Source organism: Pseudoalteromonas obscura, from assembly GCF_030135505.1.
Classification (GTDB): Bacteria; Pseudomonadota; Gammaproteobacteria; order Enterobacterales; family Alteromonadaceae; genus Pseudoalteromonas; species Pseudoalteromonas obscura.
Genome location: NZ_JASJUT010000001.1, coordinates 659,094 through 684,497, shown reverse-complemented (window position 1 = coordinate 684,497; position 25,404 = coordinate 659,094). Strand labels below are relative to the sequence as shown.

General features: G+C 38.6%; 34 protein-coding genes. 32 read left to right on the top strand and 2 right to left on the bottom strand.

Annotated features, from left to right (window positions below):
• Positions 1-262: 262 nt before the first annotated feature.
• On the top strand, positions 263-760 hold the full coding sequence (locus QNM18_RS03010) for a lipocalin-like domain-containing protein (protein ID WP_284136288.1): 498 nt from the start codon (positions 263-265) through the stop codon (positions 758-760).
• A gap of 171 nt (positions 761-931) precedes the next feature.
• Here the strand turns inward: QNM18_RS03010 and QNM18_RS03005 are convergent, their stop codons facing one another.
• Both QNM18_RS03005 and QNM18_RS03000 read right to left on the bottom strand, forming a co-directional pair.
• On the bottom strand, positions 932-2,401 hold the full coding sequence (locus QNM18_RS03005; protein ID WP_284136287.1) for an FAD-dependent oxidoreductase: 1,470 nt from the start codon (positions 2,399-2,401) through the stop codon (positions 932-934).
• A gap of 55 nt (positions 2,402-2,456) precedes the next feature.
• Positions 2,457-3,155 carry a phosphoglycolate phosphatase gene (locus QNM18_RS03000; protein WP_284136286.1) on the bottom strand — a complete coding sequence of 233 codons (699 nt, stop codon included), beginning with the start codon at positions 3,153-3,155 and terminating at the stop codon, positions 2,457-2,459.
• A 530-nt stretch (positions 3,156-3,685) separates the two neighbouring features.
• Here QNM18_RS03000 and QNM18_RS02995 point away from each other — a divergent pair.
• From QNM18_RS02995 to QNM18_RS02845, 31 genes are all read left to right on the top strand, one after another.
• On the top strand, positions 3,686-4,546 hold the full coding sequence (locus QNM18_RS02995) for a TolB family protein (protein ID WP_284136285.1): 861 nt from the start codon (positions 3,686-3,688) through the stop codon (positions 4,544-4,546).
• A gap of 63 nt (positions 4,547-4,609) precedes the next feature.
• Complete coding sequence (locus tag QNM18_RS02990; RefSeq protein WP_284136284.1) at positions 4,610-5,308, top strand: hypothetical protein; 699 nt, start codon at positions 4,610-4,612, stop codon at positions 5,306-5,308.
• A gap of 127 nt (positions 5,309-5,435) precedes the next feature.
• On the top strand, positions 5,436-5,807 hold the full coding sequence (locus QNM18_RS02985) for a type II secretion system protein GspG (RefSeq protein WP_284136283.1): 372 nt from the start codon (positions 5,436-5,438) through the stop codon (positions 5,805-5,807).
• A gap of 223 nt (positions 5,808-6,030) precedes the next feature.
• On the top strand, positions 6,031-6,513 hold the full coding sequence (locus tag QNM18_RS02980; protein ID WP_284136282.1) for a hypothetical protein: 483 nt from the start codon (positions 6,031-6,033) through the stop codon (positions 6,511-6,513).
• A gap of 185 nt (positions 6,514-6,698) precedes the next feature.
• Complete coding sequence (locus tag QNM18_RS02975) at positions 6,699-7,193, top strand: hypothetical protein (RefSeq protein WP_284136281.1); 495 nt, start codon at positions 6,699-6,701, stop codon at positions 7,191-7,193.
• 95 nt (positions 7,194-7,288) lie between these two features.
• On the top strand, positions 7,289-7,711 hold the full coding sequence (locus tag QNM18_RS02970) for a hypothetical protein (RefSeq protein WP_284136280.1): 423 nt from the start codon (positions 7,289-7,291) through the stop codon (positions 7,709-7,711).
• Between the two features lie 42 nt (positions 7,712-7,753).
• Complete coding sequence (locus tag QNM18_RS02965; protein WP_284136279.1) at positions 7,754-8,053, top strand: hypothetical protein; 300 nt, start codon at positions 7,754-7,756, stop codon at positions 8,051-8,053.
• A gap of 366 nt (positions 8,054-8,419) precedes the next feature.
• Positions 8,420-8,776: a DUF6559 family protein gene (locus QNM18_RS27265; protein ID WP_348772541.1), complete on the top strand. Its 357-nt coding sequence runs from the start codon at positions 8,420-8,422 to the stop codon at positions 8,774-8,776.
• 98 nt (positions 8,777-8,874) lie between these two features.
• Positions 8,875-9,243, top strand: coding sequence for a DUF4431 domain-containing protein (locus tag QNM18_RS02955; RefSeq protein WP_284136277.1), 369 nt, complete (start codon positions 8,875-8,877; stop codon positions 9,241-9,243).
• 340 nt (positions 9,244-9,583) lie between these two features.
• Entirely contained in the window at positions 9,584-9,901 is a 318-nt protein-coding gene (locus QNM18_RS02950; protein WP_284136276.1) for a heavy metal-binding domain-containing protein, read from the top strand.
• Between the two features lie 288 nt (positions 9,902-10,189).
• Positions 10,190-10,504 carry a hypothetical protein gene (locus tag QNM18_RS02945; protein ID WP_284136275.1) on the top strand — a complete coding sequence of 105 codons (315 nt, stop codon included), beginning with the start codon at positions 10,190-10,192 and terminating at the stop codon, positions 10,502-10,504.
• A gap of 610 nt (positions 10,505-11,114) precedes the next feature.
• Positions 11,115-11,441, top strand: coding sequence for a hypothetical protein (locus QNM18_RS02940; protein ID WP_211009267.1), 327 nt, complete (start codon positions 11,115-11,117; stop codon positions 11,439-11,441).
• Between the two features lie 237 nt (positions 11,442-11,678).
• Positions 11,679-12,071 (top strand): hypothetical protein, encoded by a 393-nt coding sequence (locus QNM18_RS02935; protein WP_284136274.1) that lies wholly within the window; start codon positions 11,679-11,681, stop codon positions 12,069-12,071.
• Between the two features lie 560 nt (positions 12,072-12,631).
• Complete coding sequence (locus QNM18_RS02930; protein WP_284136273.1) at positions 12,632-13,288, top strand: ATP-binding protein; 657 nt, start codon at positions 12,632-12,634, stop codon at positions 13,286-13,288.
• 184 nt (positions 13,289-13,472) lie between these two features.
• Positions 13,473-13,883, top strand: a complete 411-nt coding sequence (locus QNM18_RS02925; RefSeq protein WP_211009270.1) for a helix-turn-helix domain-containing protein — start codon at positions 13,473-13,475, stop codon at positions 13,881-13,883.
• 81 nt (positions 13,884-13,964) lie between these two features.
• Positions 13,965-14,372 (top strand): VOC family protein, encoded by a 408-nt coding sequence (locus tag QNM18_RS02920; protein ID WP_211009271.1) that lies wholly within the window; start codon positions 13,965-13,967, stop codon positions 14,370-14,372.
• Between the two features lie 104 nt (positions 14,373-14,476).
• Positions 14,477-14,782, top strand: coding sequence for a hypothetical protein (locus QNM18_RS02915; RefSeq protein WP_284136272.1), 306 nt, complete (start codon positions 14,477-14,479; stop codon positions 14,780-14,782).
• 95 nt (positions 14,783-14,877) lie between these two features.
• Positions 14,878-15,270, top strand: coding sequence for a hypothetical protein (locus QNM18_RS02910; RefSeq protein WP_284136271.1), 393 nt, complete (start codon positions 14,878-14,880; stop codon positions 15,268-15,270).
• A 457-nt stretch (positions 15,271-15,727) separates the two neighbouring features.
• Positions 15,728-16,198 (top strand): hypothetical protein, encoded by a 471-nt coding sequence (locus QNM18_RS02905; RefSeq protein ID WP_284136270.1) that lies wholly within the window; start codon positions 15,728-15,730, stop codon positions 16,196-16,198.
• Between the two features lie 238 nt (positions 16,199-16,436).
• Positions 16,437-16,829, top strand: a complete 393-nt coding sequence (locus QNM18_RS02900) for a hypothetical protein (protein ID WP_284136269.1) — start codon at positions 16,437-16,439, stop codon at positions 16,827-16,829.
• Between the two features lie 340 nt (positions 16,830-17,169).
• On the top strand, positions 17,170-17,727 hold the full coding sequence (locus QNM18_RS02895; RefSeq protein ID WP_284136268.1) for a hypothetical protein: 558 nt from the start codon (positions 17,170-17,172) through the stop codon (positions 17,725-17,727).
• Positions 17,728-18,179: 452 nt separating this feature from the next.
• A complete protein-coding gene (locus QNM18_RS02890; RefSeq protein ID WP_211009278.1) occupies positions 18,180-18,500 on the top strand; it encodes a hypothetical protein in 321 nt (106 codons plus the stop codon).
• A 347-nt stretch (positions 18,501-18,847) separates the two neighbouring features.
• The gene (locus QNM18_RS02885; protein ID WP_211009279.1) at positions 18,848-19,066 is read left to right on the top strand and encodes a DUF7661 family protein; all 219 of its coding nucleotides are present in this window, start codon (positions 18,848-18,850) and stop codon (positions 19,064-19,066) included.
• A 285-nt stretch (positions 19,067-19,351) separates the two neighbouring features.
• The gene (locus QNM18_RS02880; protein WP_284136267.1) at positions 19,352-19,687 is read left to right on the top strand and encodes a hypothetical protein; all 336 of its coding nucleotides are present in this window, start codon (positions 19,352-19,354) and stop codon (positions 19,685-19,687) included.
• A 90-nt stretch (positions 19,688-19,777) separates the two neighbouring features.
• The gene (locus QNM18_RS02875) at positions 19,778-20,977 is read left to right on the top strand and encodes a serine hydrolase domain-containing protein (protein ID WP_284136266.1); all 1,200 of its coding nucleotides are present in this window, start codon (positions 19,778-19,780) and stop codon (positions 20,975-20,977) included.
• A 153-nt stretch (positions 20,978-21,130) separates the two neighbouring features.
• A complete protein-coding gene (locus tag QNM18_RS02870; protein WP_284136265.1) occupies positions 21,131-21,574 on the top strand; it encodes a hypothetical protein in 444 nt (147 codons plus the stop codon).
• Positions 21,575-22,451: 877 nt separating this feature from the next.
• Positions 22,452-22,799, top strand: a complete 348-nt coding sequence (locus QNM18_RS02865; RefSeq protein WP_211009283.1) for a hypothetical protein — start codon at positions 22,452-22,454, stop codon at positions 22,797-22,799.
• 173 nt (positions 22,800-22,972) lie between these two features.
• Complete coding sequence (locus QNM18_RS02860; RefSeq protein WP_284136264.1) at positions 22,973-23,449, top strand: hypothetical protein; 477 nt, start codon at positions 22,973-22,975, stop codon at positions 23,447-23,449.
• 212 nt (positions 23,450-23,661) lie between these two features.
• A complete protein-coding gene (locus tag QNM18_RS02855) occupies positions 23,662-24,222 on the top strand; it encodes an NADAR family protein (protein WP_247687228.1) in 561 nt (186 codons plus the stop codon).
• A 145-nt stretch (positions 24,223-24,367) separates the two neighbouring features.
• Complete coding sequence (locus QNM18_RS02850; RefSeq protein WP_284136263.1) at positions 24,368-24,817, top strand: hypothetical protein; 450 nt, start codon at positions 24,368-24,370, stop codon at positions 24,815-24,817.
• Positions 24,818-24,905: 88 nt separating this feature from the next.
• A complete protein-coding gene (locus QNM18_RS02845) occupies positions 24,906-25,379 on the top strand; it encodes a hypothetical protein (RefSeq protein WP_211009286.1) in 474 nt (157 codons plus the stop codon).
• The last annotated feature ends 25 nt before the right edge of the window (positions 25,380-25,404 follow it).

Sequence of the window (25,404 nt, the reverse complement as noted above, 5' to 3'; positions counted from 1 at the left end):
TACGAGATTGAAAGTTGAATTAATCTATGTGAAGAATTCTCAGTAGATAGCAAAAGCGCGTTCAGATATATTTGGGTACAAGCAGTATTTCATAACCGCAAAAGAAGGCATTTGCAAATGAGGGATTGAGCCCTGTCGTATTTGAGGGTGAGGGTGGAAACGGCGTAGTTAGGTGTTTTGTTTTTATTGGCAACACCAGCTTTCAGGTAACTTATCACTGATAGTGCCCTAGATTATTAAACATAATATGGATATATGAACAATGAGAGTTTTATTTACCTTAGTGCTCGCGTTAGGATTGCTTAGCGGGTGTCAAACACTAAGCAACAGCCGTCAAGCAGACACGCTAGAAGGTGAATGGCAATTAGAATTAGAAACATTAGTTATAGGTGACCAAAAATACACCACCTTCGATGGTAAAAGCCGTGAAATGATTAAAATATTTACAGATAGTCATTTTGCGTTTTCGAGTATTGGTAATAACCGGCCAAGGTTTAGCTCGTTTCAACTCACGAAAGAACAAAAAGTTGTAGCGTTTGATAATTTTGGTGGTTCGTTGGGCCGCTATAGCTACGAAGATAATATATTGACTGAACATATTGAATATTCGAGTTTTCCAAATTATGAAGGGGTATCCATTCCTTTTAAAATAACAATAATTGGTGACACTATGGTTCAAGAAGGAACCTACCCGCTCATTGAGCTCGGTCTAGGGGAGCAAGATGGATACTTGCGTGCAACTTTCAAACGCATTAAGTAGGCATTAAAAGCGTTGTAAGGGATACCATAGGACAGGCACAAATCCAATAATGAAAGACCTAAGCTCTATTAGCCAACAAAAAGGCCGATGAAATATTGCTCATATTCTTACTGTTCAGATCGAATATAGAACGGCTAAAGGTTTTGGCAAACCTAAAGCCGTTGTAACTATTTAGCTAATGTTTGGCGTTGTTCGCCTGGCGAGGTCTACAGGAAAACCACGCTCTTGTGCAAGATATTCTGCCCGTTGAGCAATTTGCTGCTCTGTTATATCGCTAGTTGAAGACGTATCAACAAAATCACTGTGACAGTATTTTGAGTACCTGTCAGCCAACAAACCAAGTTCTACGAGCTTACCAATGATAGTGTTAGCAGCTGGCAGTGCAGATGATGCCTTGACGATTTCACATCGCGCATAGCTATTTGATTGAAAAGCAACATCTGCAACTCGTAATGTCGCATCTTCCCCCGGTATCTGCTGCGCGCCATACATCGGGCGTCCGCCAATATCAGCGCTATTAAACGCGGGAATAAAGCCAGCTACTTTTTCAATGGCTTTGGTGGTTCTTTCATTAATTACCTGCTCGTCCCACTGATGATTGACTTTGTCGATGTATTTGTTCGGTAGCTCTGGCTGGGCACTTTCTTGCTTCGATGAGACTAAGCCATCTTCAAAAAGGGTAATGTCAGGTGTCATTGCATGTATTTGAAAATAACCGTTAGGGTAGGGGGTTAATTGGGTCATGCCATTTTTAGTGCCTCGAGTACCATGAAAAATAACTTCTGGCCAATTAGTCTGGTCGTTGTTCCAGCGGCTAATGTAAGCGGCTTTAAATTCAACCATACGTTGTGGCTTAAGCCCTATCATGTCATCGATAGTGCCGGTTCTAAACCCACACGCATTGATTAAATAGTCAACTTCAAACGTTTCGTCTACGCCCGAGCGCTTTGTCTCTATATGCCACTTTTGAGCACTGTTTTGCGTAACAGAAGTGACCTGGGTGTTTGTCAATAACTCACAATACTGACTGCTTTCTAGGGCTAAACTGGTCAATGCAGCTAGTCTAAAAACGCTAATGCCATATTCTTGTACCAAAAACACGGGAAACTTAAGCTGAGTTAAATCAGTTTGTTTAGCAAAAGCTATCATCCATTCGTCAGGGGTTTTTGGATGCTTTGGTGCAGTTAATTGCGATAGCCTTTCGAGGTCAGGACGTTGGTATAGCCTAAAATACTCGGATGCTGGCCCCAATATCTCATTTTGTGGATCTAACGCGATTAGTCGCTGGTACTCTTGCTGAAGCACTGTTAGCCTAGATACAACGTCGCTTGGCTTTCCGTTATCGTGCGATGGTACAGCTACGATTGTTGGCCTGTAATCGATAGCGTCTTGATATAGTTTTGCGGTGTTGATCGACTGTTTTAACAGATCGACACATTGTTGGTCTGATATTTCTCTATACAAATTGCCGCCTGCGTGTAGATGACACATTGGCGGACCATTGACTAGGCTACTTTCTTTTTCAAAAAGTAATACATTAGCGCCTTGTTGGCTTAGTTTTAATGCGATAGTGGCACCGCCAATACCACCGCCTATGATTCCTACGCGGGTATTGGAGTGCTCAAAGTGTTTATTTAGCATGTTCTAGACAGTAATTGAAATGATACAACGAAAAACCTTGGGAAGGTTGATAATCTTAATATGTAGGTTCCGTTATGGGAACTAGGGCTTCAATGATACCTGCAAAGTTATCTAATACGAGTGATGCGCCATGACTGTTAATGTCTTCACCATGATTATATCCATAGGTTAAACCGATGCTTTGCATGTCTGCCGCTGTAGCTGCAAAAATATCGTTTTTTGAGTCACCTATCATTAAGCACGACGAGGGGGAAACGCCAAGAGTTTCGCATACATAAGTTAACTGCATTGGATCTGGTTTGCGTTTTGGTAGGCTGTCGCCTCCTACAACCATTTCGAAAAAGTCATTTAAACCTAAATGTTTCAAGATAGGGCGAACAAACTGTTCTGGTTTGTTTGTTACAATCACCAAACGATAACCGTCGCTATGCAGAGATTCTAATGTGCTTTTTACATTAGGATATAGTGTTGTCTCAACGCATACATTCTTATCATAGAATGATAGAAATATTGAAAGCGCTTTTTCGACGTAAGTGGCATCTAAATCAGGGTCAATGTCGATACTGCCTGATAATGCTCTTTTAGTTAACACTGCTGCACCGTTACCAACCCAACTACGAATAGTGTCTGTAGGGTAGGGGGTCATGTCTAATGCGTTTAGCATCTGATTAATACTGAGCGCCAAATCTGGCACACTGTCAATTAATGTCCCATCCAAATCAAATAGCAATACGTCTTTGTTGGTGAATTTCAATTTAAATTCCTACTTCCTAATGTTTGCCCTAATTCAAATCCGCGCTAGTGTATCTTTAAAAGGACTAGCATTCTACGGTTTACCTAGCTAAATTTTTGTCTTTTGTGCAGCCTTATTAGGTTACCTTTCTTTAATATTAAATATGTAGTGATCGCCTCATGTCTTTCAACTAAATATGGGTGTTATACGGCTTCTATGTATATTCGGTTCAAAAACAGAGTGAAAAGTAATTTTTCCGATAAAAGCAACAAGCAGCAAGAGAGTGTCGCAAGTTTATTCGGTTAGGGAACCTAACCCAGTTCGAAAGCATATAACAATGCAAATCAAGTGGGCAGATTTTAGTCGTTTTTTCGCTTCGTTAAAGGTTTTATCCAAATACTATCAACCCCTTAGCAGGGCATTTGATGCCCTCAATAGATGGGTTGTCGCCTACAGAGAAAGAACATCTTAAAGTCATAAGAACGTCAGGTCTTTTTTCCAATTTAAATAAACTGGCAGCCACCTTGATCAGCTTCAAATAAGGACAAATCATGAAGCATATTCGCATTTCAGTTACTCTGCTGTTTTTGGTTCTAACTATGAGCAACAAAGGCCATAGTCAAGTTGCACTTTTAGCTCCTGTAGAGCCTTATTTTGGGCAAAAACCACCAGACTTAACTCCCGAAGTGTTTGCCCCTGATATTGTTTCTTCGGAACATCATGAGTGGGACGCTGTTTTCACACCCGATATGAAAGAGTTCTACTTTTCTAGGAAAAACAACACAAGTAAAAAAGAATCGCATTTTGTTCTTAAATTCGAGAATAATCGATGGCACGAGTCGGAAGTAGAGCGAGGGGTGGGCGGTTCTATCTCTCCTGATGGTAAAACTATGTATTATACAAATAAATATAGGGAGAGAATCGATGGTGGATGGTCAGAGTTAAAAAGTCTCGGTTCTGAGTATGAAGACATCGACATCATGGCCCTTACGGTTTCCTCAAAAGGCACTTATTTTTTTGATGAATATCGTAGAGGGGGAGGCGGTCTTCTTCGATATGCTCGTCTGATCAATGGTAAACGTGAAGCCCCAAAACCCCTCAGCAAAGAATTGAACACCGGAATAGTGAATATCCATCCCTTTATTGCACCTGATGAGTCCTATATTTTGTGGGATAGCAGAAGAGATGGCGGCTATGGTGGTAGCGATATCTACGTTAGTTTTCGACAAGAAGACGGCTCATGGGGTGCTGCCATTAACTTAGGGGATAAGATAAACACGAGTACCTCACAAAATGGAGGATACGTAACACCAGATGGCAAATATCTTTTCTTTAACAGCCCTGATAAATCAGGAAATGGAGATTTCTACTGGGTAGACGCGCAAATTATTGAGAAACTTAGACCGAAATGATAAATAATATGGCAATCGCAGTAAGCGCGACTCGCGTTGTAAGCTACCCGTTATTTGGTAATTATGAGTAAAAAAGTAAAGTACATAATATCCTTTTGTTTATTAGTAGCCATAGTCATTAAGTTTGGCCCCATATTGTGGGGCATTTATTTAATTGATAAATCAAAGAGCGAAGCGGGCGGAGATGAGGTCTTTACTGGGCTAGTTACTGTCACATTTAAAAAAGTTACCTCCAAGCCTTCAAATCAATTTGATTTGGGCTTTCTTTCAATTGGACTACCAGATGGCTTTGTGGATGATAAGTTAGACGAATTTAAGCCAATAATGCATTCTTTTTCAGCAGAAACTGAGGAGTCAATTACCATTTCGGATATGTCGTTAGAGGATATGCACACTGGTTATTTAGTTTCAAATTTAAAACATGAAAATACTGTTGGAATTGATTTTATTAACAGTGAATTAGGGCTGTTTTTAACTTTAACTAATTTAAAGCCGGATAAGGTTAATGTCTTGAGCTCTCTATTAGAAGTAAGCCAGATGGTAGTGCTGTTAAAATTGAGAAGTATTTTTATATATGGGAAAGAAAAGGAGTTTTATTACTTCAGAGTGGATGATCATCTAGAGGTAATCCAGCTGGTTGAGAAACAGGATAAAGGTCGAATTTTACTATTTCACAATAAAAATTGGTTGGCGGAAATATACTATCAATCTCTAACACAAGAAAGTCTAAACATACTACTTTCAAATATTCAGGTAAAGTAAAAAGCTTATAGCAAGTGCTTAAAGCATAGAGGATGCAAAATGTTTGGTTTGGGCTACTTAGTAACCATATTTAGACAAGCATTTGTGCATCCATTAACTAGGCATTATGAAGCCCGCGAGATAGTCAATGATAAAAAATAGAGTGTGCTGGGCGTTTGGAGCCTTACTTATTGCCGGGCTGGCCTTAATTGTCATGCCACAGCTTATGAGTAAACATCACTATTATCGAGTGTCTAAAGAAGCGCTCGATATAGCAGCGTTAGAAGCGGCTATAAAAATGTATTATACAACTCATCAAACATACCCCCATACCCTATCAGATTTGATTGAATCAAAAGTCGGTATTATTGAGTCAATACCTATAGATAGCTGGGGGAATGAGTATAAATATAATAACCCAGCTAAGGTCTCCAATAAAAGGTTTGAGGTTATTTCACTCGGTGCAGACAACAAAATAGGTGGTGAGGGTGATAATCGAGATATTTTCTTGAGCAATTAGTTAGCCGATTTTACTGGCGTTATGTAACGGTTGGATCATATGAAATCAAAGGCCAACTTTGTGGAGAAGTTATTACTCTCTCTGCAACAACCAATGATAAAAGCTGGGGTAGAGGACTTGAGATAGGTCTTAGGTATAATGGCATTGATCGCAAAGTTGGCTTTTGCTCCACCGCCGCTTATTTGAGCCTGCTCAGACCGCATTATTCTTTTTGGAAAGTAAAATGAAGTACATTGTTATCTCAGACGATAAAATAGATTTTAAAACTAGTAAGTGGTTATTAGAGGGGGCGGTTATTGCAGGCTGTGATCGTTTTTCTTTAGACTTCGATTCCGTTTCTTGCGCTACCAGCATACGTCACAAAGAAAAATTACGACAAGAACTTGAACCCTATTATATGGGGGAGGCGGTATTAGAAAAGCTTATTGTGTATCGTCCAAATCCATTTTTTCAAAAACAAGAAATCTGGAAATTAAACAGGGACAGTAAAAAAATTATTATGTCTCATATGGGGCGTAACTTATTGGATTGGAACAAAGCCATCAATTCAGGAATACTTAATTGGCGTTTTTACGTAAAGGAGAAGTTGCGAGCCGGGTCTGCATATCAAGACGACTACTTTATATTCTATGATATGCCAGAATTCGTTTTAGAAGTACTTAAAGAAAAAAACGTATTAACAAGTGAAGGTAACGCGATAAAATAGACAATTAAGTTCACGGCTGTAATCGCCTTGCTTAGCTACGTTTCTCAGTTTAACTTATCGTTATCAGCCCTTTATTGGGGCGGAATAAGTATCTAAGGAAGTTTCGACATGTCGAAGATCGATGACCAGTTTTATAGCCAAACCTTTTTAATCCGTTACGCAGATATCAATTGGATTCGTAAAAATTGAGTATATATTTTGAGCCAGTAATAAATACAAGTATTGACCACTTATTATCTCTAATCCCTTTTTTAGTAGTACTGTGTTTGGTTATTAAGTTTCCTGTTATAACTCAAGTAGCCTCTGATATAACGAAAACTAAAAGAACAACCTTGGTGGGAGTCTTTGTTGCTATATGTCTGTTGGCTATCTCAGCTGAAATCTCTCAATATCATGAGAAAGTTGAAGTAAGAAACATCATTAAAAACAAAGAGTTTCAGCAAGTCCAAGGCTGTATTAGCAACTATGAAACACGCAAACCTAAAGCGGGCACCTTGATTGAGTCATTTAGTATCGAAGGGGTGGAATTTTACTTTAGTAATCATGATGCAGGGCCATATTTTCATGGGGGGTTGCATAACGATAACTTTTTCAAAAACGGCCGATGTGTTTCCATTGATTACATATTAGATGGGAATAAAAATAAAATCTTGAAAATTAATAGGTTAACAACAGCTTAAAGTCGGATTCGTCATTGATGACCCAATAGTGCTTGGCTTTACATTTAGGCCAATAAAAATTCCTCGTTTAAAGTATTAGCAACTTAGAGATAAATATGCGTTATTTTTTAGCTTTACTGACATTACTTTCAAATATGTCATTGGCATGTACAGTAGAAAGTAGAAGTTATACCGAACTTGTTTCACAGGCTAAACAGGTTTTCATCGGCTCAGTTGTTGAAATTCATTGGAGTGATTTTGAAAAACATGTACAAAAACATTCGCCAGTAGAAAAAGAAGAAGTCACAATTTTGATGAGCGGAGGATATACTTACAGAGCTATTCCACATGAGGTTTGGAAAGGTCAGGTTAATATGTCTTTAAGGCTTCGTGGTGGCTATTGTAATGGCGCGTTTGTTAATGGCGGCAAAACATATTTAATAATGACATTCGATGATAGTTCTGTGTTAGGCAGTAAAGCCTTTCCGCTTAACCCAGAACTAATGAATATTGTAAAAACAGAGCTATCAGTTAACTAGCAAACGCTTAAACTAGGGGGCGTTATATTCTCATGGAGGCTTATGTACTCTGAACCATGGAATGACATAGAAGATTACGGTTCTTCACACAAATTAGCACTATTGACAGAAATAGTCGCGGAACTTTCTATTGGCCATGTATTGTATGGTAAAAATATAGAAATCCTTGCAAAGCGAGAAGATAGAGATGACGTTTTGGTCAAGTCTGAAGGTAAGTACTTTATTGTTCATTTAACTTGGTCAAACAGCAAAGAAGTATTGCCGTACCCAAAAACAGAGCTTTATGACTCGGTTGAGTTACTTCGCAAAAAGCTTGAGAAAGATACCAATTACTTTGGATAATTCAAATGCTTAGATTGCAAATCAAACAGTTGACGAAAAGCAGCAAGTTTGCGCTTAGGTATTTTTAATTGTGTTCTGCTTTTCACACTGTTCAAGGTACACATTATGATGAAGGTGAATAATTGAGTCAGCAATGCAAAAAATGTAATAGTAAGATCAACCCTATAAAGGTTGAGTTAGGCCATTGTTCACACTTTAAATGTCCTGATTGTGGCGCAGATGTATCAAGCAATAGAGGCAAAGGTACTCTTGCTTTAATAGGCATTGCCATAATTGCTTGAGCCTTTGTTTATCACCATTTGGCGTAAGAGTTTCGTAAACCCAAGTATAAATGTCTCGTTATATAGCTAGGCTTTAGGAGGAGCTATGTTTTTATCAAAATATAGAAAGAAAAGAGCAATAAGAAGTTACATACTCCGGCTAGGGAAAGACCTTTCGAGAAGGTATGGCAAGAGTAAAATGTATACATCTGGGCAGGTTGAAAAAACTGTCCATGATGAAGGTTATAACTGGAGGCATATTTGTTATGCGCATGCTTTATATACAAGTATGAAACAGTTCGATAAATGGCATGACGAACGTGGCGAAAGTTGTGACTATAACGAAATGCGAGAGGAAGTGTCAGATACATTTTTTGGCGGCGATATATCGTATATTGAGTCAGGAAGCTTTTGTGATGACTCTGCTGGGGGAGCAGGAGGTGACGGTGGAGGCTCAGATTAACCCGAGCCAGCCATTTAAGTTAGGAATATAACCATTTGTTGTATTCACTCTGTTCACCGTAAAAACAACTATAGTCTGTCAATTAAAGGAGCACCGCAGTGTTCATAAAGTATTTAGTTATAGTACTTGTGTTGCTACCTTTCGAAGCATTGTCGTGTATACCGACAGATGGCACAAAAGTTAACATGACTGGCACTATAGAAATGTCTGAAATTAATATTAAAGGCAAGATAAAAAAGTTTAAGTCTATTAAGCTTAAACATGACCAATGCTTCAAGCCCGATAGGGTGTTTTTGGATACGGTGCTATACCTCGATGTATTACAACTTGTCGTTCCAAGTACAATTAGCTTAAATTTAGGTCAGCAGTATGTGTTAAATGGAGAGGCACTTCACTGGCATACTAAACATCACTACACCAAAGTACTATTTAGTGTAAGCTCAGTAAAAACTTTAACAAATAAATAGTATAGCCATTGTATGGCTGGCTTTAGTCACAAAGCATAAATATTAGCATGCTATTTTTTAAAGTTATAACTACTGGTTTTAATCGTTATTTTATCGGCCTTTACGGAAAATTCAGAGCAACGGATGCTTCCTCTTATAGATAATTATTCAGATGATAATTGGAAGGGCATTGGCATTTTATGATTCTAACGAGTCCAACATTTATATCTATGCACTGGTCAGAACTTATTTAATAATGGCGTTAAAAGCTTGGCAAGTACTCATTTATTGGTTAGTTTTAATAAGTCATATAGGATAATTCTGTACAGTATATTAAGACGTTGTGTTATAGGAGGAAACTATGATTTATACGACAACTGAAACAGTTCCTGGAAGAGAAATTGAAGCGGTTTTGGGCATCGTCAATGGTAATGTGGTTCAGTCGAAGCATGTTGGCCGAGATATTATGGCAGGTTTGAAAGGCATTGTTGGAGGAGAGCTTAAGGGCTACACCGAAATGTTGGTTGAAGCGCGAAATATAGCGGTTGAACGATTAATTGAAAATGCAGAAAAATTAAATGCCGACGCGATAGTGGGAATACGATTTACAACAAGCGCTATCACTGATGGGGCATCAGAAATACTGGTGTTTGGTACGGCAGTAAAACTTCGAACATAGCGAGGGTAGCCTATAGGTTGCTGCCCTTCGTGCAAGCTGTGAAATTTAAGTCAATAAAGCACAAAATGGACTGAAGTAAGAATGGCAAAAGTGTTGTTTTTAGTTTTAATGAGAGAGTAACTTTTTACTTTAATACTTCTGTTAATGGCGTCAGATGTACTGATAGGTGGGTATTTAAATAAAAGTTCATATAATAAAATGTGAAGGGGCTCGTAACGGTTGGCACGAGCCTTATTAGTCTCATTTTTTTGATAATTATCTATTACCGATTGTGAGTTAAGTGCCACTATGGGATTGAATATCAGTGTAGCAATAGTAATTGCTTTGGCTATTGTAGGAGCTTGGTGCGTTGAGATATCACATGATCAAGCCCATTCAGTAAAATTTACAGAAACGATACGAGCATACAACGACTGGGAATGTGCCTACCAAAATCAGTATGGATGTAGCGTCGTACTTGAGGACGCAGCTGGCACCGAGCATAATGTTCGGCGCAGACAATATAGTAAGGACTTTATGGCTGTTAAAGTTGAACAAGCTGGTATAAGTGGCTGGGTTTTTGCCGGTAATGGTGTTCATGTCAGTTCTAAATCAAGTCCTTAAGAATGTTGTATGGCTGTAGTTAGCATAGCTGGTTGGGCTTCGCCCATCAGCATATTTCAAAGCTACTAATCCCGGACATATACATTCATTGAGCTAAGTTGGCTGGAGAAACTTAAACGGTGGTATACAGATTAACAATTACCACCCATTGTTAATTAACCTAACGAAAATGGAAGTTACGCTCTCAACTAATGAAATGGTATGGTGTAGGTGCTGTAGCTGGTACGACGAAATGCCCGTAAGTGTGTCAAACAATTGATAAAAATATCTTATTATATCTCCTTTTTACAAACTCACTCTCTTGATAGGTGCCACCTGAAAATAAGTATGAATATTAGCTTCTGAAGCAGCATTAATGTCGCATTGAGCATTGTTATTTGTTGTTTAATTTTAAGTGTTGCTGGACTTATAATCAAAGTTGAAGTTAAAAGTGAAGTGAGTTTTTTCTTGTTTTTTAAATTTAATTTTTTTGAGTTAAAATGGTTGTATTGTTGTGTGTGTTTTTAAATTATAATTTCTGTTGTTATTAAGGGTGATAATTTACACCTTAATATGACAATTTTGTGCATTACAAAATATAACACTAACTAAACTCACTATGGAGAGGACAATGAAATTAATTGGATTAGCAGCTTTACTATTTTTATCTATACCTTCGTTTGCGAATGATTGGAGTCAGGCGACAAAAGTTGCGGAAATCAATACTGGCTACACCGGTGGCTTTATATTGTTTCGTACAGAAAAAGCACATCACAATCCTAAAAACTGTGACGCAGCTTTTTATGCTGTCAGACAAGGAGATGCTGAAGTTGACCAAATCCTATCAGTCCTTTTAGCAGCACAAAAAAGCGGTGGCTCAATACAGGTTGGTGTCAACTCAAGTAAATGCGATCAACATGGACGGATCTCCGTGTCTAGAATTAGAAGCTTGCCGTAACTTCAGTAAATTGCTCGGCTTTACTTGGTGATATAGGAGTAAAGTTGAGCAATACTGCGATATGCCTCAGTGGCGATAAGGTTAAAATTTAACTCAAATCAATTAAATTGCCTCAGTACACAACACTTAAAAGCATAAAGTGTTTGTAGCTTACTCTAAGTTAAATTAAATACCTTCATTTAGCTTCAATTTGTTATAATTTAAAGCATTTTGACAAAGTGTGACAGGCTATAAACTATGAGCATCTACGAAGAAGAATTGGAAGGTCGAGAGTTTGACTGGTTCGCTAGTGATAGCGAAGGGAATATAGCTCTATTCGCAACGGCAGGCGAAGGCACAATACCCAACTTGGTGATTAAAAACTATGCAGATCATGATGCTGTTGCGGTGCAATTGGAATCTCCAAATTGGGGAAGCTCTGAAGTTTGGTCTGATTTTGCAAAGCTTGGTTTTTTTGTCTTCGATTGGGATTTGCATGGTGGTCCTTATAAAAGGGCGCAAAACCCTACGAGTAATATGAACAAACAATTGAGAAATACAATAATGGCGTTAGGGAGTATTCCTTCTCTACCGGTCAAGTTCGCGGAAATAGATGAAATAGCAAGTGGAATGCTTGGCAGCCACAAGTAAATTATCTAGTAAAAATGTGATTCAGAGCTAGAGTTTTTTTGAGATATAAATCTAACGGTAATGTGAGCGCAGCAGAGGCGCTACGGTACATGTCCTAACTGTCTATTCAGATGAGCGTTTTTTAGAAAGTTTAGATATCCAACACGAACATAACTTTTCGGATGAGTTATCAAGTTGCACTCAATGGCAAATGTTCCACTGATGATGCAGGGGATTCAAATCCTGGCAATGATTGACGAGTTATGTCAACAACTTAAGCAGGTAAAGAGACTTTTGATTAGCGTCAATTGCTGACGATTTTTGTGTCGCCAAAGTGTTTAAAAAGATTAAAAGTGTCCACTTTAAATTAAGTTTCAAAAAGTGCTGAGTGGATTTTCGTAGAGGATATTGCGCTAGAGTCAAGCTTTTTGAATATGCCTAGCGATTCTAGAGATGTTTCGGAAGTAATACCAAGCAAGGTTGTTTAAACAGCCGCGTAAAAGAGCTGGCTGGCACCCCATCGCTGCAAATTTTACCTTGGTGAAGTTATCTTGATTAGTTAACCGGAGAATATAGCTGAAATGATAGTAACTTTTGAAGGGGCGCCTGCTGTAGGTAAAAGCACAATCGCTTCAGTATTAAAAGATGAGCATGGGTGCTATGTAGTACCTGAAGTTAATAAATTATTTGGTAAAGATAATAGAGAGTCAGACCTATGGTACTACCAGAAACAAATTGAAAGGTGGCACATTGCAAGTCGTTCTGCAAATGACGCTATGCTATCTATTTTAGATGGTGATGTTTTTCAACCGGTTTGGTTTGGTCTAACTTTCCCAGATGAGCATTGGGGATGCTTTGACACTATTGTAAGCTTTTATCGAAAAATGTTAGATGGAAAACGAGTGTCGTTCCCGACTAAGTACGTCTACTTTCATGTGCCAGAACAAGTAAGAGCTAATAGAGAATTCGAGCGTTCATCACTTTTAGGTCGAAGCTCCGCAGCAATAGAAAAGAAAATCTCGAGGTTTCAGCACTTTAGTGCTTTGCAAAAAGACTATTTTACTGGACTGAAAGAGGAGTTTCCGGAGCTGGTTCTTTTTCATGAATCGAATGAAATTAGTCGCTCTATCGAGCAAATCTTATCTTGCGATGACAGTCATCAATATAAAGACAGTGATATTTTCGACTTTATGATTGAACGGTGTAGGGTTAATACGAGAGCAAAAGGAAACAGTTAACATAGTCAGCAGAAGACTACGCGCAGCGAGAGCGCTATATATTACTTCTGGTCTTTTGGATTACGAAAATATTTATTAGCAATAGCTGCTGACGAGAAAGGGGAAGATAAAAAGCCACATCACAGCTTCGTTGCTCAAACCTTAAACCCGCGTTATATTTTACGTTGTTCAAGGAGTTTACTTTATGGCTACGAACTATAAATTTAAAAGGTTGAATGCAGGTAGGGAATATATTGCTGGTAATTATCATACCCCACTTAGCTTATCGGATATAGCGCAGTATGCGCATATGTCCCCATATCATTTTTTGCGCTCTTTTAAAGATACCTATGGAGAAACACCAAATGAATTTTTGGTTCGGCTTCGCGTCGAAAGCGCTAAGAAAATGCTAATCACCGAAAATTTTAGTGTATCAGAGGTTTGCGAAAAAGTAGGCTACATAAGTCTTGGCAGCTTTTCTTCATTGTTTTTGAAGCAAACCGGTATGGCCCCAACTCTGTATCGCCGTAAGCTTTGGGCATTGTCTGCTGAGGCTTATCGCTTTCCTTCGCAGGCTATACCAGCGTGTTATGCCTATCACTTTTTGGGAAAATAGGAGAAGTGAGCAATATTGGAGAAATATCACGTTGATTATTTCTATAAGATAAAGGCAAATCAACAACAAAGGAATATTTAAATGATTACATCCATAGCGCATGCAACAATATATGTACTGAATCAGGAAGAAGCGCTTGATTTTTACCAAAATAAGCTTGGTTTCGAGGTCGGTGATGACATGAAAGTAGAAGGTGGCTTTCGCTGGCTAACTGTACACCCGAAATCTAAACCACAACTTCAATTGGTGCTAGCAGAGCCAAAAGAGGGGCCTATGTTCAGCAAAGATGCCGCTGAGAAAATACGCAATTTAATCACAGAAGGTGCATTTGGCGCGGGCGTTTTCGAAACTGAAAATTGCCACAGAACCTATGAAGAGCTTGTGGCTAAAGGCGTTGAGTTTATTCAACCACCTACAAAACAGCTCTATGGTGTTGAAGCTATGGCTATTGATAACTCAGGGAACTGGTTTAGTTTGGTTGAACGCTAAAATTAAGTTTAATGAGTGATACGAGCAAGGCGTCGCGAGTGGCGCCTCGCTTCTAGTATTTTGAGCATTTATGTAGTTTACTGGTAGTTTAAAAGAGGTATGTTATGTTGATATCAATATGTCTAGTGACCATTTGGGCAATCTTAATGCTGCGTTCGGGTTTGGCCGAATATAAGTACTATCAATCAGTTAAAAACCTTGAACCTGAGATTTGGGCACAATTAGGTTCGCCAGAATACTTTAAAGTCCCCGTCGCTTTTGTCTCCTCAAAAGGTGTAAAACTGTTGCAAGGCGCTTCTAATAAAACGGTGCTTGCACTTGCATGTAAACACCGTCAGGCAGGTATACAATTGTTAGCATATATTGTATTGGTTTTGGTTGTAAGTATTGTATATTTTAAAGTTGCCTAACAAGACGAGTAAAAACGAGGGTGCTGAAATACTTATTGGGCTCGCTTTAATTTATATTGTTGTCAACAAATTCGTACTGAGTAGAGCAAGGTTGTATGCAAATAACGAACTCTTTAATCCTAAGTCTGCTTTTTACAACGTGCGCATCAATTGCCAATTGCCCGGAACCGCAAAGTTTAGACATTCAAACTTCAATTAAAAAAAGAGGGGTTGAAGTTGAAGGCCATGGTTTCATGGACATTGTCACTATATCAGTCCCACAGTCTGTGAGCAGAATTCCGTTTGAAAGTATTCAACTAACTTATGGTGAAGTTGCTGAATACTGGATCCCTCTTGATACAAAAGTGTATCACGACCGCATAATTGCCAAACTCAATGGCTACCAAGCCTCAATTGAAGACTTCGAGTTTCAGGTCAACTATACCAATGGTTTGTGCTCTTTCTATCAAACCGGTTCGATTAGCAGCGCATATAGCAAGGTAAATTGAGGAACCAGACGAAATTGATCTAGAACGTGGCTGCAAGGTGAGCGCATTTCAGGCTAATCCAACAGGTATGTAATGAATGGTATTTCTCGTACAATAGTTTAGTTCGTAGCATTCACCATTGATTGGATATGAGATAATTATGAATACCGGGTACAATTTCGAGGCAAATAAATACTACTTTGTTCGCTTGTTTACGGAGCTTCGAGGTTTAGGGTAGATGGTGGTATCATATCTGTTCTGGTCGTTATGGTTTTATGTTTGTCGGAGTCTCATGCTATTGATGAAACTAAAAAACGGATAAAAGCAAAAGTCAGGAGCATAAAGTCGCTGGCTTGTGTACCTTGTTTGCTAAAGAGTCATTACTAAGTAATTAAATATAAATGAATAAATAGCGGGTTGTTTAATTGCTCAAATTAGGCGCACAATATTTCTACCCCTTAGCGAGTACTCACAGAATATGATTGAACGAGAAAAAATCAAAGATGTATTGCCTGTCTTTTTGGAGTATAAAGACCAAAGTGATTCGGATATCACTGACAGATTAACACACCATGGATTAAACCTTACGGAGGCTGAGCGGGTCTCAGCATTCTTACCAAGTGCATTCTGTCGCATAGTTTTGGGTCACAAACTTGATTTGAACTTTCCTAATACCTATAAAGTTTATGGTAAAGAAGGCGAGTACGCTTATTCAGAAGAGCCTATCTACAAATTGGCTATCGATATTGCCTCAGAAATTTATCACAATGAATCTGAATTTGCGGACATTTTTAATAGTATTGTCGCACGCAGCGCTGAGTTCAATGTCGTGAATCAAGCGTTAAATAAGGGGAGTGAAATTACCGGTAGTAGCCTGCAAGCTACGACCTACTTTGGCTATAAAACGTTAGGCAAAAAGCGAAGCCTACTCTCGAGAATATTCGGCTAGTAAAATCTAAATGCTATCACCAATTTAACAACTATTGTGGGATCATAGTTTGGAGGATATAACTGATACCCCAACTGAGGTTCGCAAAGAGCGTCAGCATTACGGTGACTAACAAATAATAGGAGAAGATTTTAAAGTGCCTAATAACTTAAACGAAACAAGGACGCAAAACAGCAAGCCTGTGTTCTTTCTCTCTCCCTTCAACCTGCATGCAGTGCAAAGCGAGCGTTAGTCATCCATGAAGCGTCTAGTAAGAAGCTTATGTCTTGTTGCTTTGTCTATGCTCTCGGGAGTATCAGTGGCAGTTGATATCGAACACCCCATAAATGTAAAGTGGGTTGATGGTTATGCTGTTATTTCTAATGAAAAAAAAGCTATCAATATCACAATCGACAATGTCTCCTTGCTTTTGAATATTAGTGCAGTTTTTGAGGATGAAAGTATGTACTTCATAGCTTATCACTGCACAGCGACTAAGTATGACGCGAACGCAGAAGTTGTCGGCTTATACGTAAGCGAGGTTGATATTGTGTCTATCTCAAAAGCAAAACAGAGTGCAGTTGATTGTGGGTTCGGCATTGTTTTGGACATGTCATTAGCTGACAAAGTAATAAGTGCAGTTAAAGAATAGTTATTGGTGCTAGTGAAGTTCCTGGCGACTATAGAGCGAAGCTAATCGCCAAGTAGTGGATGGATATAAACTTGCTTTTGAAGGTTACAAGGTTAGATTCGTAAAAACGTTGCAAGCTTGGACTCTCTGGTGATTTACCTTTGCCTTTCGATAGGAGATTAATATTGTTTTTAATAGCTCTTACCTATATACAGTCTGTGGTGTAGAGCTTAAGTTAATTGGCAGTGGGTTGTATTAACTACTTTCTAGCATTTTAGTTTGCGTAACTTCATGGCTAGTGCTTTCCAAACTTTTAAGCACCGTATACTGCGAGTGTTGATTATAATAAATGGAGTTTTATATGAAATGGTATTTAGGCGTTGCGTTCGGAGCTCTTTCATTCAATAGTGTCTCTGATACGGTCAATATTGAAGCTAAAGGTAATTTAGAAGCATTTACCCCAGCACGATGTGTTGAAATGACAGAGCTATCTAACAAGCAAAGTCCTGCCGATATTTTTATTGGGGTTGCTGAATGTTTATCAAACAACGAGTTTGGTAAAGCGTCTGAGCTACTTTTGGCTGCTTTAGCTTATGGCAAATATGACACTTTGAGGGTTAAAGATAAGTCCGCCCATCAAGCTATCTCGGTGTTACGAATGAACTCACTTTCTCAACTTTCGGAATTGGAGTTAAAAGAGTTACAAAGCACATTTGCTGCTTTGATGAATAACCCAATTGAAAAGAAAAAATTATGCAATAAGCTGGAAAAACTCGGTAGTCCTCAATATATACCTAAGTATATGATACAGCATGGTATCTCAGCGTTTACGGGAAAAAATAAAGGTTTAGTTGATGATTTTGATGCGCACGCGGCTTGGAGTGAAGTTAAAGCTAAATATGCCAAGTGTAATTTATAAACTAACAAGTCATTGAGGGCGGATTTGTAAAAATCTCGGCTATTTATCGCTTTACTAATTAAGTAATGCCAAACTTTTTTAGTCCATTTTTTGGGTGTTAGATTGATAGGGAAACCTGTGAAGCTTATACCGTTTACCATAGGTTGTGTATTGACATATATTGGTTATAAAAACATTAATTCAGCTCCGGCGGAGCATATTGGATGGATGACAATTGCGTTCGGTGCGCTATTAATTTTAAGCTCCCTCCGTTCGTCCAAGAATAAAACCAGATATAGCATCGAATCTGATATTGATGACTCCTCAGGAAATGGAGGTTCTTGCAGTGGTAGCGAATAGGCCACTGAGTAAAGGAATAGAGGCAGTAGGCATAATGTGCCTTTTGCGTCGGCGTAAGCATTCAAGTGTAGTTTGACTATGTCATTTTAAGTTTAATCATATCAGGAGTTATTATGGCGTCACATGAATTAGGGCCCCCTAAAGGTGTGTCCGATGAAGATTGGAAAGCTTTTCTAGAGCATGAAGAAAGCTGGCAGGCCATGTTAAAGCAGCGCTTTGACGATGAGCTCAAATTATCACCCCCAATACCTCCTTGGATAAAATATCCTGAACACGATTCGGACAGCATGTTTTGGCGCATGGGGATAGGAGAAGAGTATTTATCGGATTACTTTGGCATATACCTAAAATATGCCAGCAAAGACGATTTAGAATCCTACAAATTAGCGTATCCTGCGCCAAATGATTGGCTAGTTTGGTATAACAAGAATTGAGTAACGCAAAAGAGTTTAATGACTACACCTCCGCATAGATAAATTTCAAAGTCTGTAGCCATGTACCATCCACTAGTTATATTTTTATGGAATACCATGGTTCTAGGCACAGGATCTGCGCATTATAAAAATCTATTTGTTTAGAGCGTATGGGTGCCAGCTGTTTTTCTTTTTGGCCTTTAGAGTTAAACTTTTTTGTTAGAAGTTATTAAACTTTATGTATTTAAAATAAAACACGACAAAGAGTCCAAAAACGAGGTGATTGAGCTTACTCTTGCCTTACAGAGCTTTAGCCAGTATTTTAATCAATTTTACGGGTCTGATTTAATTGGGGGTTGAGGCAACTCATGAAGCATAGATTTAATGTATTCGGCAAAGTTATGTCGGTTTATCGTGAAGCGAACGAATGGATTTTATACACTGAATCCGATACGGGGATGAGGGCTAGAGTATATGATGTCGTCATTCCTTCGGAGCTGGCAGAAGATAAACTTGCACAGTTTTTAGACGATGTTTTTCATGAGCTTGCAAACCCGCGTTATCAATCAGTATTTAAGGTTGACTGAGGCCAGCAATATTCGAACTAACTCAATTCTGTCCAACTACTTTATATGCTCAAGACAGACATTAGTTAGTGGTCGAATTTATGAAGATTATATCAATAGTATCTGACTCAAAAGAAAAAGCAGATTTGTCTTTCGGTATTGACCCTAGTTATCGCAAAAGACCGTTTGTATTGGGGAAAATAGCAATGTTCCAAGGCAGCCTTCTGTTGCTAGTTGGCGCGCATCTTCCTCATTCGGCCTTGGAAATCTAAATAGTATTGATGGGTCCATATGGAAAGGCGCGCGGTGTCTTTACGTCATGTTGAACGGCCTAAGGCGCTTGAACCTATGGTTACAAATAGAGTATGTCCGGTTGCAAAGACAGGAGTGAATATGGAAGATGTCTTAAGTGAAATAGCAAAAGGGGTTTTTAGAGCAATAGGTTATATCTTGGCTGACGTTTTTTATGGGACAGTATGCTATTGGATTGGTTGGCCTATTTGTAAATTAATTACTGCTGGGGAATACCCCAAAGATAAACAAGCGGTATACTTTGAAGGTGAGTCTAGCTCAGGGTATTGGTGCAGTGCAATCGGCCTGATAACGATAATATTAGTGGCCCTTTATTTGATAATGCAATAGTAGACTAAGAGAAGTACTTTTAAAAAAGAGGGATGTACTTGGCTCGAGCTTCTTCATCGCATAGAAATCTCTGAGTCATGGATGAGTCAAATGAATAAATACGTTTTTTTAGTACTGCTAATCACCATTCACTTTACAATTCCCAGCAGGGTTATGGCAAACAACAGCCTAATCCAGAAGGTTGACTACCATAGTAACTATCAGCCTATGCTAGACAATCTTATATCTGAACACATTCCCGGAGCCGTTCTATTGGTTAAATCACAAGGCGGTGTTTATATCGGAAGTGCAGGTTTTAAAGACTTGGAAAAAAAGCAGCCAATGACAACGGATATTGTCATTCCCAATGGGAGTGCCGGCAAAAAGTTAACTGCTTTGTTGGCTGCCATGTTGGCAGATGAAGGTGTGATCAACCTAGATGTTTCCATCAGTACATACTTGGATCGTCAATTGCTTGGGAAAATTCAGCATTCAGATCGAATGACAATAAGGCAGTTGTTAAATCACACAAGTGGTATTTTCGAATATAACGATGCCAGTGATTATGCCTTTTTCAAAGCACAATTTGCTCAAAAAGATAAAGTTACGACAGACATGTTCCCTCTGGGTTTTGCTTTGAACCAGCCTGCTAATTTTAAGCCCGGGAAAGAATATGCTTATTCTAATACTGGGTATGCTTTAGCAGGAGTCATATTAGAGCGAGTATTAAAACAACACCCCTCTGTAGCGATTAGAAACAAAATACTCGAACCACTAAAAATGACATCTAGTTACTCAAAAGGTGTTGAAAAGCACATGCCTAAACTGGCTTCGGGCTTCTTTATAAATGATTCAGACCCCGCGTTTCCACTCCCCATGAATGTTTGGGTAGATACAAAAGAAATTATAGGCACAACCGCGACCTCTGACGCACCGTTGGCTTCAAGTGTTAGTGATATGGCAAAACTACTAAGAGCTATTGTGCGTGATAACGGAACTGTTAGTCGTAGCGTGAGAGCTACAATGATAGGAGAGAAGAGCCTCGTAAAGTCTTGGGGGCCTCGTTTTTATTCTTCATCTGATTTTCACTATGGACTTGGAGTTTGGGTGGAGAAGGTAAGAGGTAAGACATTTTATCACCATGGTGGTACTGAGTTTGGCTATTTTACTCAAAACATTTATATTCCCGATGGCGATGTCAGTATTACTGCTTTTGCAAATTGCGGTGTAAACGAGCAGTGTGAATCGGAATTTCAAAATTTTACTTTTGCGGTTCTAGATTCATTTTTAAAAGTGCGGCAGGGTATATGACAAGTACTTGCGGTCACGCGTTTTCAAACAGCATGAATGACTTTGCCATTGTGCGTAATAGTAAGTTCTACCTATGCCTGTGATGGAAACTGACTTGTCTATTTTGATTTTTTAATCCCAGCTTATAAGTGGGTTATATACGAATGGTGAAATATGAAGTGCTTTATTCTTGTTTTGTTGATAGTCAGTGCATGTAGTTTCGCTAGCAAGCCTAGTACACCATCCAAAGAATATCTAAATAGTTTATCGCCAAATGAAAGAGGCATTGCTTTGGAGTATGAAGCAAAACTCAAAGAAGAGTTTTTTCACCATCTTGGTGTTCTAACCGTTGAAAGGTTAGAAATATTACTAAAGCTAAGGGAGAAAATATTAGCGGATAGTGCTGAGTCCTCTCAGATATTTATTGATGGTATTATTTTCCAAGAAGCTCGAGTAATTTATGGCTCTAGTAAAGTGAGGGAATTGACAGAATATCAAAAGTCAATTTTATTGAGGTTCAAAAATTCAATAGAGGAAAATGAGCTGGCTTTTTCAGGTAAAAACGCAGAACGAAATAAAATTAGATTAAAAGAAATTATAGAAGGTATTTCATATTAAAGTGAGAGCAAATCGTATGCCCTTATCTCTTTTAAGTAATAGTTACAGCTTGCAACACAACGAACGGAACCTATGGTGAAATATATTGTACCATTGCTCTTATTGTTGGGAAGTGCCTATTCTCATGCAAAAGATTGCACTAATGTGGTTGGTGAGTTGACGCTTTGGAATGGCCATCCGCCTTTTCTTAGAATCACATTGTGGAGGAGCAATGAAGTTTTTGGAGTTTTACAGGCGGGGGAGGAGCCAGCTCCAGGCGCAATTCCTAGTACACTTTATGCACAGGTCTTAGAGGGAAGTCATCGAGTTAATGGCAAGTTTTGTATCGAAAAGCTAGGCAAGTTTACAAAAGTTCCTAACAGGAATAACGACATCGAGTATATAAAAATAAAGAATTTTTCTACGATAAACTAGCATTGCTGGTGTAAGTAACAGATAAAAACTTTAATGTGCTGCGTGTGGATCCCGCTCGAACTATACCAAAAAATCAAGGGAGTGCTATTTTAGCAGTGTTCTACCCATATCCATTTTCCACGCGCCTTACAAAAGAGCGCTAAAAGCTTTATCTGTTAATTGATTCATTAATTACTACGGCATTGTCGAGGAGTTTAATGACCCTGTTACACAGGCTTTATGCCCTTCTTTAACAACCCTAAACAAAGTTAGCTATTGGATTTGAACTTCGGAGCCTCTACGAATAAAAGTGGTCTAAACACGACTTTGTATTATTAATAAATGCGATATATTAAGTAATTTATAAAGTGGGGGTGAATTCATTAAAATATAAAAAACTTAATATTATTTTCCTTTTAGTAACTTTGTTCCGCTTACGCCTTGCGTTATAATTTCCCCAATTTAAAAAGTAGAGTAAAAAACAATGTTAAGAAAAATTCTATTATTCGGGGCGTTATCTTGCTCCTTAAATGTATTTGCTGGCGATATTGCCTTTGGCAAAGTGGTTGGCACAAAGGTCTATGACTTTTCTGATAATAAGTCTGTGAAAGTGTACTTTGAAAAAGGTTCTACACTTGGAACGTCAGCCTGTAAAGAAAGTGAAAGACCATTTGGGGTTATTACTTATAGTAAAAAGACTGAAGCATCCGTTAATCATATGTTGAGTGTTATATTGGCTGCACAGATGTCAGGTAAAAAAATGCGCATATTTTCAAAAGCTGACAACAGTTGTGAAGTGGATTTTGTTGCCCTTCAAGAAACCTACTTTTAATCCTACTGTCTAAATTGGCCGAACTTATAGTTCGGCTTTTTTCACGTTTTCTATTCCCTGTAAAATATGAGCTATTAGATAATTGGGTGTGTGAGGGAAAGCGAATTGAGTACTAGTGTAACTTTTAATATTGAGGTGGTTATATATTTTTAAGGAATTAGACTGGGGGCTAAGTGATACACGCAATTGTGGGTAAAAGTGATGTTATTAGTAAGATTGCATCAAATTGGGTAGTTGCAGAATTAGTGGTTCTCAAACAAGGGTATTCAGTTATCCAAGTATCTGATCAGCTACTAGATGACATAAACGAGCTTGTTAATTCAGAAAAAGAGGCCCCCTATCCAGAGTTTTATAAACTCTCTTCTTCACTTCACGAACTGCTTAAAAGCGAATCTATCAACAAAACACTAGCCTATATCGAAAGTGATTATTTTGGTGGTATAGGGGCGCAGTCAGCAGTGCTTTATATTAATAGTAAAACTGTGTTGGGGCCGTTAAAAACTGAAGTTAAGTGGTGTTCAAACACAAACCAGTACAACCAAGAGCCCAAAGGGCAACTGGCTATAAACTCGGTACTATCCCTACTAGGTGTTTCTACTAGTAACGGTATGGGTGAGTTTGATGTTTTGCAACTCGACTCATTAAGATAGAACATAAAGTTAAACTCCCGGCACAAATTGAATGCGAATTTTGGGATAGCATCTATTTCTAGTTTAGTGTCTGCCTCCTGACTAATTGGGTATCAAGAACAGACAAATGGTTATGTTTTCAAAATATATTTACAGAACCGTGGTTGATTAAATTTAGCCATTTTTTTAGCCTGTGTGCGAAACGCGTTAATACGTTAAATATGAGAAGAAATTTGAAAGTTAGAACGAAAGATAAACTGGCTGACTTTGTCAATCAGGGAAACAAAGTGGAGTATGTTTTTTTCTGGGGACATCAAGAAAAAAGCGGAAAAGTATCAAAGAGCTGCTTCAGTCAGTGGTATGAATCAACATTCCAAGAAGATGGAAATGAATTTTTAACGGCTGAGCATTACATGATGTATCACAAAGCAAAGTTGTTTGGTGATCATGATGCCTGTGAGAAGGTACTTTGTGCCCACAGCCCAGCAAAAGCGAAGGCGATTGGTCGCGAGGTACTGGGGTTTGAACAAAATTTATGGGACGAAAAACGTTTCGAAATAGTCGTCAACGCCAATCTGGCGAAGTTTTCTCAAAATGCCGGCTTAGAGGCTTTTTTACTCAACACTGGTAATCGGGTTATAGTTGAAGCGAGCCCTGTAGACAAAATATGGGGTATAGGGTTGGCACAAGATAACCCTGCATGTGAAAACCCTAACTCATGGAAAGGTCTCAACCTTTTAGGGTTTGCACTTATGGAAGTGAGAGCAAGACTCGCTGATAAAGCGGGGGCTTAAAGGCCTCGAACACTGGTTTGTTAGCTTGAGGATAGCTAAAGAGGTTTTATGAAAATTTTTAGTTTAATAATTTTGTTGCTTCACTTTACTACTTCTCTTTCTTCAACATGCAGTTTTTTATAAAACCGATAGCTCACTTAAATTAGTGGCTCAGTCAAGAGCTGAGCGTTTACAACAAGTACTCGATGAGTATAGCGAGCAGCAAAAACAGTCAAAAATAAAACTAAATAATGGCCAAAAGGTAGAGTGGACTTCGTGTGATCATATATGCTTTTTAAAGGTGGCCCGAGACTATGTCGAAATCATGATGCCTGATAACCGCAGCATTTTACACAACGAAGGTCTAGCTGTGATGGAAGAGAAGCTACTATCGCTTTTTTACGAGTATATCGCTTATTTATTATTAATAAATGCTTTATTCAATCACTGGAGAAGTTACCATCAGGGGAGTAATCTTATATTGACCACAGGAGAAGCTGTTCCTGTGAGTACGCGAATGATGCCAAAGGTAAAGAACCAATTGGATTACACAACGTTTGTATGCACTATAAACCAAGGGGTTTTTTTAAAAAGGCACTCTGAATATTGTCGATAGTAAGAGTCAAAAAGCGTCTCGCAGTTCTTTAATGACATAGGTATCCCCTCGAATTTTGGATGTTCAAAAACTTGCAATAGGAAATGGTATGGACCAGAAAATATTAGAACTAACATTACAAACAGCGATGAACTACGCTAGCTTGGCATCCACAGTGTTTAATTTATTCCTTACTGTTTTATTTGGGTCATTTGCATTTGCAGCAGCTATACCGCTTAGGGACATAGGTAAACCTATTCGATTTTTACCTTGGCACGTGAGTGGATCATCTTTTGTATTCTCCATTGGATTGCTTTCCTTTTATATCATCAGTTTTTGGACATTTAACCGTTATGTAAAAGATGCTGAACGTGCGTTGACGCATTTAAGTCTTGAGCTAATAAATACGGACTGCGACAGTGGGAAAAAGTTGTCAGCTATTTTGCATGTATCAGATAAATCGCTGCAAGGCATTGGTATGGGACTGCCAAGTATTGGATTTATTATAGGATCCATATTTGGACTGATTGTATTTCTATGGGTTGCGAATGCACCACGCACTGCTAACAGCGCATCACAATAAGGCAGGCTCTGCTTCTGCAATATGA